This is a genomic window from Bacillus sp. FJAT-44742, assembly GCF_002797315.1.
Lineage (GTDB): Bacteria > Bacillota > Bacilli > Bacillales > Marinococcaceae > Thalassorhabdus > Thalassorhabdus alkalitolerans.
The window spans coordinates 271,369-284,139 of record NZ_KZ454937.1 but is presented as its reverse complement, the minus strand read 5'-3'; the positions used below and the strand labels follow the sequence as shown (position 1 = coordinate 284,139).

General features: G+C 38.3%; 13 protein-coding genes. 5 read left to right on the top strand and 8 right to left on the bottom strand.

Annotation, left to right across the window (positions count from 1 at the left end):
* Nucleotides 1–303: 303 nt before the first annotated feature.
* The 4 genes from CEF17_RS19595 to CEF17_RS19570 form a co-directional block, all read right to left on the bottom strand.
* Nucleotides 304–1,089, bottom strand: a complete 786-nt coding sequence (locus tag CEF17_RS19595; protein WP_100401199.1) for an N-acetylmuramoyl-L-alanine amidase — start codon at nt 1,087–1,089, stop codon at nt 304–306.
* A gap of 171 nt (nt 1,090–1,260) precedes the next feature.
* Nucleotides 1,261–1,875, bottom strand: a complete 615-nt coding sequence (locus CEF17_RS19590; protein ID WP_100401198.1) for a cell wall hydrolase — start codon at nt 1,873–1,875, stop codon at nt 1,261–1,263.
* 615 nt (nt 1,876–2,490) lie between these two features.
* On the bottom strand, nt 2,491–2,697 hold the full coding sequence (locus CEF17_RS19580; protein WP_100401196.1) for a hypothetical protein: 207 nt from the start codon (nt 2,695–2,697) through the stop codon (nt 2,491–2,493).
* Between the two features lie 277 nt (nt 2,698–2,974).
* Nucleotides 2,975–3,721: a response regulator transcription factor gene (locus tag CEF17_RS19570; RefSeq protein WP_198509051.1), complete on the bottom strand. Its 747-nt coding sequence runs from the start codon at nt 3,719–3,721 to the stop codon at nt 2,975–2,977.
* A gap of 229 nt (nt 3,722–3,950) precedes the next feature.
* On the opposite strand from CEF17_RS19570, the gene CEF17_RS20780 reads away from it, so the two are divergent.
* Nucleotides 3,951–4,115 carry a hypothetical protein gene (locus CEF17_RS20780; protein WP_232725684.1) on the top strand — a complete coding sequence of 55 codons (165 nt, stop codon included), beginning with the start codon at nt 3,951–3,953 and terminating at the stop codon, nt 4,113–4,115.
* Between the two features lie 29 nt (nt 4,116–4,144).
* The gene (locus CEF17_RS19565) at nt 4,145–4,384 is read left to right on the top strand and encodes a hypothetical protein (protein ID WP_100401193.1); all 240 of its coding nucleotides are present in this window, start codon (nt 4,145–4,147) and stop codon (nt 4,382–4,384) included.
* Between the two features lie 212 nt (nt 4,385–4,596).
* On the opposite strand, the gene CEF17_RS20530 is transcribed toward CEF17_RS19565, so the two are convergent.
* Nucleotides 4,597–4,740 carry a hypothetical protein gene (locus tag CEF17_RS20530; protein ID WP_198509050.1) on the bottom strand — a complete coding sequence of 48 codons (144 nt, stop codon included), beginning with the start codon at nt 4,738–4,740 and terminating at the stop codon, nt 4,597–4,599.
* 238 nt (nt 4,741–4,978) lie between these two features.
* Between CEF17_RS20530 and CEF17_RS19560 the strand changes: the two genes are divergently transcribed.
* Nucleotides 4,979–5,161: a YjzC family protein gene (locus CEF17_RS19560; RefSeq protein ID WP_100401192.1), complete on the top strand. Its 183-nt coding sequence runs from the start codon at nt 4,979–4,981 to the stop codon at nt 5,159–5,161.
* 288 nt (nt 5,162–5,449) lie between these two features.
* Here CEF17_RS19560 and CEF17_RS19555 read toward each other — a convergent pair whose 3' ends face one another.
* Nucleotides 5,450–6,769, bottom strand: coding sequence for a Ger(x)C family spore germination protein (locus CEF17_RS19555; RefSeq protein ID WP_100401191.1), 1,320 nt, complete (start codon nt 6,767–6,769; stop codon nt 5,450–5,452).
* Nucleotides 6,770–7,888: 1,119 nt separating this feature from the next.
* Here CEF17_RS19555 and CEF17_RS19550 point away from each other — a divergent pair.
* Complete coding sequence (locus CEF17_RS19550) at nt 7,889–9,139, top strand: CapA family protein (protein WP_100401190.1); 1,251 nt, start codon at nt 7,889–7,891, stop codon at nt 9,137–9,139.
* 489 nt (nt 9,140–9,628) lie between these two features.
* Here the strand turns inward: CEF17_RS19550 and CEF17_RS19545 are convergent, their stop codons facing one another.
* Nucleotides 9,629–10,606 carry a metal ABC transporter substrate-binding protein gene (locus CEF17_RS19545; protein WP_232725682.1) on the bottom strand — a complete coding sequence of 326 codons (978 nt, stop codon included), beginning with the start codon at nt 10,604–10,606 and terminating at the stop codon, nt 9,629–9,631.
* Between the two features lie 308 nt (nt 10,607–10,914).
* On the opposite strand from CEF17_RS19545, the gene CEF17_RS19540 reads away from it, so the two are divergent.
* A complete protein-coding gene (locus CEF17_RS19540) occupies nt 10,915–11,598 on the top strand; it encodes a response regulator transcription factor (RefSeq protein WP_100401189.1) in 684 nt (227 codons plus the stop codon).
* A gap of 235 nt (nt 11,599–11,833) precedes the next feature.
* On the opposite strand, the gene CEF17_RS19535 is transcribed toward CEF17_RS19540, so the two are convergent.
* Nucleotides 11,834–12,457, bottom strand: a complete 624-nt coding sequence (locus CEF17_RS19535; protein ID WP_100401188.1) for a hypothetical protein — start codon at nt 12,455–12,457, stop codon at nt 11,834–11,836.
* Between the last annotated feature and the right edge of the window lie 314 nt (nt 12,458–12,771).

Genomic DNA, 12,771 nt, shown 5'->3' with positions numbered 1-12,771 from the left:
AAACATAGGTGGCGATAAGAGAAAAAATAACTTCTCTGCCTGGCACATGGGGGAAGGTTGGAGTCTTATATACCATCATATAGGTCTTTTGTATAAAAATGGGGTTAAGGGAATATTTGATTTTTCTGACTTTTTTTCATAATAAAAACAAGAAAGGGATTTCCCATAGACTTTCTTCTTAACTGAACAACACGGGTGAAAAGGAGAAATTCCCCCTTCTCTTTACTGATTGTGGTAGTACTTCTCTATTCCTCTGATAATGGCCTCTGCCGCCTTTTCTCTATACTCATTCGATTGAAGCTTCTAAGCGTCTGACTCGTGATCGATAAAAGCAACTTCAGCTAACACGGCGGGCATGTCTGTTTGGGATAGCACAGAAAAATTCTCACTTTTGACTCCTCGGTCCGTTGTTCCTAATTCTTTCAGCAATTCTTCTTGAATATAGGATGCTAATTCTTCACTGCTTTCACTTTCAGGGTAATGAAAGGTTTCGGTTCCTTGAGCCTCTCCAGGGGCAGCATTCGCATGAATACTGATAAAGGAGCTGGCATTCGCCTCATTGGCGATACGGGCTCGCTCTGACAACTCGACAAACACATCACTTGTACGTGTCATCACTACCTCAGCCCCACGCCCTTCTAACTTCTCTTGTACCCGCTGACCGATGTCCAAGGCTACTTCTTTCTCTTGTAGACCAAAGGCTTCTGCGCCAGCATCCTTTCCGCCGTGGCCTGGATCAATCGCTATCACTTCCTCTTCGATAACAGAGGAAGAATCGGAAGCAGAAGCTCGTAATGTCACATAAGAAAGACTGATATATCCCACGCTTCCATCGACTTGAATCTCGCCCCAATCTCCGTGTATATCCTGAATTGTGACTTCTGTTCCATTAGGTAGTCCTCCGATCACAGAAGAAGAAGGATCAGGAGATGATCTAACCAATAACCCATTTTCCGCTTCACTGACTATTCCTTCTGAAGGATCGGCAGCATGTGATTCTGCGATGTCTCTCTCCCAAAGAATTCCTGCATACACAAAAAGTATGGTTGCGGCAAACATAATAACGAAGTAGTGCCTTTTTGTCTTCATAGCTACATTGGTCCTTTCTCTCTCTAGTACTGATTGCTAAAAGGGACCTCCAAGGTATGTAAGTACTATGTTGAATATTATCCCTTCAAAACCTACTTTTTCCTATTCAATAAAATGAACAATTTTAAGTAGAAAACTAGCGTTTATGTTTACTAATCTTTTATTTTTTCCTTATTTAGAAAAGACATGATTTCCTATCGTCATCGTCTCTTCTCTTGTGGCATTCCAATGGGTTGTTGCTATTTCAGGGTTATAGAAAAACAAAGAATCGTTTCCTGAACCACCTGTTTCTAACGCCTCTTCTACAGCGTGATCAGCCGATTCTACCGGCGGTTGGTTTATAGATCCGTCCAACACTGGTGAAAATTGTCCTGGCTCATAGACAACGTCTTGAATGGTATCAGGAAACTTAGAGCTGTCCACTCTATTTAGAACGACTTCTGCTACAGCTACTTGACCTTCATATGGCTCTCCCGCAGCTTCAGCTGTAACGATCTGGGATAACAACCGTTTTTCTTCCTCTGTAACGTCCCCTTCATATGGCTTATCGGATGTACTGTGCTCATTTTCGGACGATGGAAGTTGTAAGGATTCCCCAATATAAATTTTCGTTCCGCCTCGGTTATTTGTATTCTTTAGTTCCTCCACACTTACATCATTTTGGTTTGCGATAGACCAGAGGGTATCTCCACTTTGTACGGTATGAGTACTTGATGCCTCCATTTGATTTGCACTAAAAATTCCAGCTGCCAAGGATATCGAAAGAGCTCCTATCCACTTACGCATAAAATAAAACCTCCAATAAAAGTATACATGGTATGAAATATAGTGGTACTCCAACAACCAATCATGCAAACAAAAAAGCCCTCCTTATAAAGAGGGTTTTTGTTAAAGGGGGTAATAAAAGATATTACCACAAAACATTTTACAAGAAAGGATAAGAAATATACAGTTTACAATGAACCAGGAAGAATGTTGAACAAAACAAGGACCGACATGCTATCCTTAGTTTCTGTACCTGAAGCCGTAGGACTACTCTCAAGAACGGGAAACTATTTCTTTGTAAAGCAGGGTTGAATACCATAGGAAGAGCTACAATTCTTAAAGATCCGTAGCCTAGCTGGCATACTCATACTGTAAATTGGGCTAGTCATGAAAGGTCCTTAGCAGATGGTGGAGGCATCCCACGCAAAAAAAGTGGAGAATGTACAAGTTAGAGCCGTCTTCCAATAAAAATTAGGTAATAATGAATGGATAATAAGTTGACCATAATGGAAATACCTACAAAGTAAAATGATAAATGAGAACCATTCCCATTTATAACTAAAGTGTATTATACTACAAGTGAGAGTACATAATATTCTCCCTTGCTGATTTGCAAAGGTACTTTTCATTTTTCGTCTAAACCCCAAAGACAAACCACCCTTCTTTAATAAAGAAGGGTGGTTTGTTTTGTCCTCCTTTCACCACATCAGGTGATTTGTGTCTCTTTCCATAGTCTCTCTTAAAAAAAGCCGCGTACGTCTCCCACCAAATCATACTCAGGCTATCATCTCTTTTCATCACAATGATACAAAAGTACACCACTGGTTCTACGTACATGTTCATTTTTTGGTGGACTCCTCTTGCTTTTTATCTTCTTCTATTTCTCCTATGTAACAAACCACGGACAATTTCATACATTTCAAAAAAGAGATAAAATCCTTTTTTTCTTAAAAAAGTTACTCCCTTAAACTCTATTGAATGGCATTCTCTTTTTTTATGAAGATAAAGAAATAAAACGTTTGTTTTTTCTAATTTTACACCCGTAGTAAAAGAAAACTCTATCTTCATAGACTTTCTTCTCATCTATACCACAAAGAAGCTACCTGGACCAGTATACCGGCTAGCTTCTTTGTGGTTTGGGTGTTTCCACCAAGGTAACGAGTTTCATTTCAATCAACCGTTTCAACAACTGAGCCTTATTTCTGACAGATAATTTATGTAAAATGTGTGACACATGGTTATTGACTGTGGATACTGACACATACAGGTCTTCGGCTATTTGGATATTGGTTTTCCCTTTCACCACTTTCTGTACCACAAGGGTTTCAGAATAGGTCAAGTAGCTTTTGACTGACTCTTCCTCAACAATCAATTGATACATTCCCTCATTTGGGTCCATGACAGGATCATATCTTTGGCTGAAGTTATTCCACTGAACCAATTCTTTTGCGATGTCTTTCAAACACTTTTGAAAAGGGACATCTACAAAACTGAGCCAGGCGTGGGTCTCTTTCCATAACTGGAAGAGAGCATCCCCTGAATGAACGTTACTATAAAAATGAAAAACGTCCATTTTAATAAGTTTCTTGATAAAAGGGAAGTCTGGCGCCGATAAAACCACACTCATATGGGCCTGCTTATTATCTTCTTTCAATTGCGCTACTAAACGAGGCAACTTGCGAGGATAGTAGGGGATCAGATGGATCTTTAGCTCTTTTTCAGTTGTGAACCTCTCGTCATTTTGGATCGTTTCTCTTTTGTTTATCAATACCTGATGATACACGGCAAAGTCCTTTTCTTCCACGAACATATAGTTGGCTGGTATCATGTGTCTCTTTCCCTCTTTCCCCATCAATCTTTCAGTCACTCCCTCAAACCATAACCTGCCATTTTTTGAAGCTAGAGGATAAGATAAGTATAAAAAAAGCTGAGAAAGATTCCAAGAAAAAGAACGAATAGTAGTAAGGTTCACACACTATTTGTTGCCTTCTTGAAGAAATGGGTAGCGACTGAAGTCGGACGCAATGCTTTCATCAAGCGTCTTCACACGGGAAAATCGACGGAGGAAACAGTCATAAATAGCAAATTAAATCCTTGTGTTTGAGCAACATAGGTCTTTGCTTGGCATTTTTGTCACCACAACGGTTATTGTTTTCTTTCCTTTTGACCTTCATACTTACCACTATCACTCCCTAAATCATTTTGCTTTTTTCGACAAAATCATCTATCATCTATTTCAACTCCTTCGTTCCACTGAATAATCCTGATTCTAATGAAAGAGGGTGTTTGTATGAAAAACCATCAACCTCCACCAAAACGCAATGCGAATCCCTTTATCGGAAAGATGTTTACGGATTTCGCCATAGAAGAAAAGGTATATTTTAAGGGAGAAGAAATGAAAGTTATTGCAGAATATGAGAGAACCATTTGCGCGGAAGTGGTGGAGTTTCCCCTAGAAGGAAAAGAGGAAGAGTTCCCTTTCCACCGAATGGTTCTTCTAAAAGATGAAGTGGAGAGAGAAAAAAAATAAGGCAGCCATACAAAAAGAAGCTCACCAAAAGGGGTGTGCTTCTTTTATCTTTGAAGTACTTTTAGAGGATGTTTCCCCTTCTCTGTTGGTTCCCTTCTTTCAATAAACACGTTGTACGTAAGCAAGGAACTCTTTTACGGTTCCACAAACCATTTGGGTCCCATACGGCCCGTTCGTACCCCCTTATTGGTACCCGGTCTTACGAACAGATTTTAAAGTCCGTCCTCTTCCATATCACTCTCTTCCTCAAAACCATCTGTTTCATACCCCTCATCACCTTCGGCATCATTACAAGCGCCTAATAACCCTACGGCGACCATACCTGTTAACAATGAATAAAGAATTTTTTTATTCATTCCCAACCCTCCTTTCCAAAAACTGGGGAAGGGATCTCTTGACTCTTCCCTTGCTTTCTTCCTACCCCTTTTCCCTTTTGTCTAGTTATAAAAAAACAATTTCCCACATTTATACGATTCTTTTATAGAATGTTTATGTACCCTTTTCCTTCTCAGTTGTGCCTCCCTTTTTTCTTCGAACCGTTTAAAAGAAAGGAAAAAGGGAAATAGTTCTTATACTTTTTGGAGGTGAATTTTGATGGCCCAAGATAAGTACAAGACAGGAGAACAAGCGCTGGAAAGTGGAACCTACAAAGTCGATAGTTTAGTGAATGGGAATAACAAAAACGACAACACAGAAATTAAAGTGGAACAAGGAAAGAACTTCCCACCTTCACCATCCAGCCGAGAAGCAGCCTATTGGGTGAAAACCTCAAAATAAAACAAATGTTTTCCCCTTGAAAACCTTCAAGAGGAGGCAATGAACACTTGCTCGATGCTCATATGTCATGGGTTTTTTGTACTTTTTACCTTTCGATAATTCCATGTTTGAACGAGAGACCAAACAGGAACATAGGAGTGAACAGTGTTTTTCCTAGTTGCATACTCACTCTTCACACATCCTTCTTTATCATTTAAAGAAGGATGTTTTTGTTTCTCCATTCCCCTTTGTTACTTTCACCTAGCTTTTCTAAAATAGGCCCTTCTCTTTTAATCGCTACCTGAAAAATTAATTTTTCTTGTCATTAATGAAGGACTCAGTCAATGTGCCTGTATGATGAATAGAGAAATCAACATCCACATTTACCTCGAGATCTTCAAAATGAGTGTTCCAACCATTTTTTACACTTTTCCAGTAGGTGGGATCACTTCTGCGAATTTGTTCTCCAAATCCAAAGATGTCGCTTTTAAAATCAGTTTGGGCTCGGTTGATTGAAGAAATTGCCAAGGTTTCAATGTTGTTTGCTATTTGTTTTTCAAGTTTTTTAATGGTTTGAGGTGACGTTTCAAGGTCACAAGTCACTTCTGCGATATTTCCTTCAGTTGAGATAGTGACATTAACCATTGGTTCCCCATTTACAAGCTTTGCATCAATGGAGCTTTCTGAACGGATCACTTCATATGTGATATTGTCGTTAATACAAGGAATTACACCTAAGGTGCTTTGCACATTGCCACGGATATAGTTATATCCTATGCTTTGATCCTCTGTCATCCATCCTACCAGTTTCCCCTCCCGAAAGGCAGCAAGATTGTGCAGCTTCAAAACCGCCTCGGTTTCAATGGTTTCCACGTGTTCTCTTCTTCCCCCTACTTCCTGATCGCCAACAACCTTAATTCCCGTGACTACGGGGTTTTGTCCATCTAGGATAAACTGCTCAATAATGTCATCTATTTGCATTCCTTTGGTTGGTGCCCAATTTTCTTCAGAAAAAGTGATGGAGGAAAAAACCTTTTCTGCAGGTAGTTCCTCTATCCGCGATAATACCTTCAAGACATTTTTTGCAGGTTGATCTTTGCTGATCACTATAAAGAAATCAGTCCTTACTTCATGATCACGGAAAAAGAAGTCTAATACTTCGGTAAAGTCCTCTTCAGCGATCTCCTCACTAATAACGACGACTCTGATATGTGCTAAATAAAGTTTTCGGGGAATGTGAATCGTTAGTCTACGTATCCCTTCAAAAACAGATGCTCCTGAGACGTTATGTGTTGCCACCGGAGCACGGTCGGTGCGTTCCTCCTCCACATATTGGGCAGGATTAATAATTTGCGCGGTAACTTCATACTTGTTTTCATCTGATTTATCAATACTTATCATTGAAGCGATAGATAATTCATCTAACTCCCTTGCATTCCAGCAACCCGTCAAAAGCAATAGTATACAAAGTAGAAGAAGAGAGAATTTTCTAATCATGAGCACCCCCATTGTCTTGGACGTTTTCTTATGATCGCCAGGGTAAGCGGAGAGGTATTCTTTTGCTACTCTCCCTATAAAGGGGTAAACCGAAAAGGGAATCAATCGGTCCTTCTCTATAGTCCATGTCATAAATGCAACCCGTATTAACCCGTATAGGAATTAATGGTTTTAACTAGACATGCTTCTTGTGCCAAGTTGGTGGTATATGAAGCATAGGGAGGTACAGAGAGTTACTGAAGAGAAAGAACTATCTTCAGGTCCAAAGTATGTAAGAGGAAGATTCCTTGGTATAAAGAAAAAAATCAACCCCCCATCTTTTTTTGCAGTGCGCCTCAAAAACCTATGTTACTTACGTTCAATAAATTGTATCCAGGTTCTTACTAATGTTATTCTTACCTAGGTTTTTGTTTTTACCCATGTTTTTACCCACCTATTAATCTCTGCAACTTCTCTGTCTTTGTGTATGAGACCTTAAACGCATACCCGTTTTATCCCCACACCCGGAGAGTCTTTAGGATATTACCAGCTCCACGAATAGCCCATCTTCCGATGGGATCGCCAGGGCCACGCAGAAAGTGGAGAATGTACAAGTTAGAGCAGTCTTCCAATAAAAATTAGGTAATAATGAATGGATAATAAGTTGACCATAATGGAAATACCTACAAAGCAAAATGATAAATAAGAACCATTCCTATTTATAAATGAAGTGTATTATACTATGAGGAGAGAATACTTTATATTCTCTCTTCATCGATGTCCTGCTAAAGTAATTTTTTCATTGTTTTGTTTACACCCTCTAAGACAATAAACCCTTCTTGAATTCAAGAAGGGTTTATTGTACCCTTTTTCTTCAATGTGTCCACGTCTAATAAGGTGATTATAGCCTAATAATAAAGGCACAACTAAGATCACCCTCCTGAATAACCTTGTAAATACAGAAGCAGCCTGGACCATACTTAAATCTAGGATGCTTCTTTTTATTTATTGGATCCCCAGCCAAACAAACGCTTTTTCTTTAATTTTTGGACTCCCACACGATAACAATCTTTTTTTACTATAAAAAAGAGAGAGGTTTCGATATACCTCTCTCTTTTCAGTTCGCACTATTTTTTACCTAGGTAAAGTTTTCGGTTTTCATTAAGTGAAAAGTATTTCCTTAGGGAAACTATTGATATAAAATATACTTATAAAGGAAAATCAATGAAATTGAAATAAGATTAAATATACCCTTTCCAAGGAGCTTTCTAAATGAAAAAAAATAAACTAACGTTAAAAGAAAAAATTCTCGCCACGGGGAAGAAACATAAGAAAAAGGCCACATTGCATTCGATTGTAGCTATTGGGGTTTGTGTTATCTTGTTAGCATCTGCCAGGGTATTCGCTTCAACGCCTCCAGAGGTGGAGTTTACAATTGATGAAAATGATATCCTATTTTCTTCTTCCATGGTCGGGGATTTAATGCTGGGAAGGCATGTGGAAGAGGTAGCAGATCAGCATGGATTTGAATATATTTTCAAATACGTAAAACCCATTTTTGAACAATCTGACTTAACGACAGGAAATTACGAACACCCTGTACTCTCAGCTGATGAGGAGGAATATGATGCGGCCGATAAGGTCATTCACCTCTATTCACAGCCTGAGGCTGTTCAAGCGATTGAAGATGCTCATTTTGATGTGGTTAGTCTGGCCAATAACCATATGATGGATTACAAAGAAGAAGGCCTTGTCACTACACTAGAAACGTTTGGTCAGTCAACGGTAGATGTGGTGGGCGCGGGATTGGATCTAGATGAAGCGATTGTACCCTATGTAGAAGAAATCAATGGGCTGACCGTTGGTGTAGTCGGATTCAACGATGTTCACTATTCTGATTTAGAAACGGTGAGTGAGGATGATTCGGGGGTACTGACAACAGATCCAGACCATATTGCTCTTACGATGAGAAATCTTTATGACCAATACGATCCTGATCTTGTCATTGCACATTTTCATGCCGGCACGGAGTATGACAGTGCACCCACCTCGCGACAAAAGGAGTTAATTCGCTTTATTGCTGATATGGGGGCGGACATCGTCGTTGGTCACCACCCGCACGTTTTACAATCTGTAGATACGTACAATGATAGCTTTATTATGTATTCAACTGGAAACTTTATTTTTGACCAAGGATGGACTCGGACAAGAGACACTGTCGTTGCTAATTACCAATTGCATCACGATGGATATGCGACATTAGAATTGTTACCCTTTCGGATATTTGAAGCGCAGCCTCGTCCTTTAACAGGAACCACCGGCGAACTTCATAAAATGCGCATCTTCAGACAGTTGACAAAAGATACAATGAATACAGAAAGCATAGTAGAAAATGATGAAAGGCTAGTATTTGAGATTGATCATTCTCATGTTATCGACCGAATGAATAGAGAAAATGGGCAGGAAGAAAATGTCCAAGAAGCAGTTGAACAGCCAGAAGAAGCTGGATCTTTTACTGAATAGGTTTTCCGCTATTGGAACTTTGTTTTCTTATTATTAACAAGCTATGTCTCACTCTAAAAAGGAGGGGAAATGTTGTTCTTTTTGATGGCATAATCACCGTTACGCTCACTACACTTCTTATTTTCTGCCTTATTGGGGTGTTATTTGCCCTGATTATCCTTGCTTTTGTTATTTATGCGAAATCGTTATATAGAAAAAAACCCCCAGAAGACACAGGAGGGAATGGTAAAAACGAGACAGACAAAGAGAAAAGAGAAACGAGCCCCAAAAAAGAGTCTAATTGGTGAGAGAATGTTAAAACCGTTGGCTGATAAAAAAGAGGAAAAGAATAAGAATGATTATAATATAAATCTTAAGATGTGAGGGAAAGAACGGTCTGAAACCCATCGGATCACTCCTTCTTTTGTATATTCTTTTTAATAAATACAGCAAAAGATGACTGGGAAGAACCAGTCATCTTTTGCTTTTTCTTTGAGGTTTTTTCCCGTGTTATTGACTTAACCCGTTTACAATGGTTTCTACATTGTGTTCCATCATATCGATATAAGTTTCTGCTCCACTGCCTTCTTGTCCCACGGCATCTGTATAAACAAACTCCTCGTAAATTTCTACTCCAGAGTTTTCAGCTACAGTTTCCATGTACTGCGGGTTAATGGTTGATTCGAGAAACAAGGCTGGCAGGTCTTCATCTCTTGCTAGATCAACAATTCGGTTAATTTGGCCTGGGGTTCCTTCCTCGTGGGAATTAATGGACCAGATACCATCCGTTTCAAATCCATAATCTCTGCCAAAATATTTGAATGCATCTTCCGATAAAACAATGATGCGATTATCTTCTGGTACTTCTTCTACTTTTTCTTCTGTCCATTCATGGAGGTCTTGTAACTCTTCTAGGTAGGCCTTTGCATTTTCTCTATATTCTTCTTCACCCTCAGGGTCGCGTTCAACCAAGTCTTTCACAAGATTTTCAACATACACAGAGGCAGCGCTTGGAGATAGCCAAACATGAGGGTCATGCCCGTCATCTCCTTCAAGAGCTATAGGATCTACCCCTTCTGATAGTTCTACAATGGGCACATCCCCAACATTTTCAACCAAGCCTTCCAGCCACTCTTCAAGATCTAGACCATTGACATAAAAAACTTCTGAATCGCTGACCTTTTGGAAATCACTTGGCACAGGCTCATATTCATGTGGTTCTTCTCCAATTGGAACTATGTATTCTACTGTTCCCCGATCCCCAACAATGTTGTCAGCAAAATCTCCGATCACAGAAAAACTGGTTGTTACATGAATCTCGTCCTCGTCCCCATCAGCTTCCTCGTTATTATCCTCAGTGTCTGTGTCCTGTTCTTCTTCAACGGTTTCTTCTTCTGCCGTTTCATCAACTCCTGCTTCTTCATCCATCTCGCCACAGCCGGTTACTACTACTGTAGATATCCCCATTAAAACTAACCATTTTTTCATTTCTTTTCCTCTCCTCTGCTATAAAATTAGTCTGTTTCATATGATAGTTTACAAGAGGTAAAAATATTAGTCTTGGATAATAAATTTACCTTTGATAAAATATGTTTACCTTAAGCAACTTTTAATATTGTCCCATATTCCATATTTTATGTCTATACATTTAAGATAAAACTATTACCATAAAAGTAACGAATGCTGTTTTCCTTTGTTTACACTAAAGATTTCTTCTACACATCAATCAAGTGGTTTTTCTGTATTAAATCTTTAACGAGAAAAATATGGAGGGAAAATAGAGAGGTGGCACCATAGTGGAACAATCATATTATGTATTCGTGGAAGAAAAGGATTTTAAGTTATACAAGTCTGCTTTTATAAGGCCCTTGAAAACTATTGAAGAAAATACAAATCATGTAAAAATGAAAGATGATAACGGGTCTTTCGTTCTTCTCCATTCTTATTACTTGCATACGTTACCTACGCTATTAACACTTTCGAAAGAACATAGCGAAAAGATTAGTGTCATTATTTCTGCAGTGGACACTGAAATCATGGAACTAGTAATAAGATGCGAGGTGAATTACCTTTACAGCAATGTCCATTCGAGTGATGCTCTTTTTCAATTATGGAAAGAAACATGTACCTGGCAAGGTTTTATTGATATCCCTTTACATAAATCTTTTATTGAGTTATTAAAAAAGGTACGTTCCCCCAATAAAAAAAATGATGTTATAGTACCGTTAGATCAAAATATGTATTGTTTAAAAATAAAAGATGAAATGTTTAAAAGATATTTGTCTGATTCAGAGTTAATGATTCTACACGAAATAGTTCATGGAAAAACAAATGTTCAAATAGCAAAAGATGTCCATCTGTCTGTGACGACTGTTAATAACAGAGTCGCGCGCATTTTAAAGAAACTATCTGCCATGAATAGGAACCATATCTATAAAAGGTCTATTGAACTGAACCTTATGGAGATGGAACGGGTTTAAAAAAACAGCGTATTAATAGGAGCATCTTAAAGGAAAAACAACAGAAAGGCATTGAACTTGCTAAAAAAGAGAGGATACGTTGTATTCTCTTTTTATCGATGACTTGCAAAGGTACTGCTCATCTTCTTTTCATTTAACTTATAGCCTAATAATAAAGGAACAACTAAGATCACCCTCCTGAATAATTTGTAAATAAAGAAGCAGCCTGGACCATACGTCGTTCTAGGATGCTTCTTTATTTTTTGGATCCCCAGGCAAACATAGGCTTTTTCTTTAAGGCAACCTCTTTATAGTCTTCCTTCAAAGATTCTAATTCATTTGAAAGGGTTTCAAGCCTACTTTTTAATTCTGCATTTTCTTTTCTCAGTTCTCGATTTTCAACCTCAATTTGCTTTAATTGGTCAGCCTTTTCTTTTTCTTTTTCCAAATCTGATTGAATCCTAGCAAACTCAGCTTGATTATCACCTAATTTTAAGATATCTTCTTTTGTAGGAATCGTATGTATGTGTTCAGCCAGCGTCAGTAAAATATCTTTTACTCCTATTTCTTCAAGTGCATTTTCCATGGATTTTTGCATCCCTGAAGATTTAATTTCAGATAAATTTGTTTGTTCTTTTATCAACCCTTCTTGAATAAGCATTCTACGAATGGTTTCTGAAGAAGTTTTTTGTCCCTTTTCTTTTTTAATTTCCTTAATTCTTTGTATCTTCTTATCCTCTTCACTTTTGATGACTCGACCAAACTCTTCATCCCATCTAAAATTAACTAATCCATCATCACACCATTTTTGTATAGAGTAATCTTTTAAATTATGTCTTTTTGCCATTTCTCCGATTCGATTCTCACCGCTATCTAACATCTTTCTCCCCCTTATATTCAGGTGATTATCATATGATAAAGGCTTCATAATTCTTGTTATAAAAGGATTAATTAATACTTTTCACACCCACCCCTATTTTCACATGATTATAACCTTAAAAAGACCTAACTATGCTTGCTTATCAAGGGATTAACCGTCACAATCAACGAAACAATATGATGGAAAACTTAAAGTGTAACAGCTACCAATTTTTAAAACTTGATAGGCTTCTTTAAAGAAAGCAAACAATCTATCCCCGCCATTCTCCCTGCTATTTGTTGTTGGCTGACTATTTTTCACGAGTGAACTGGTCA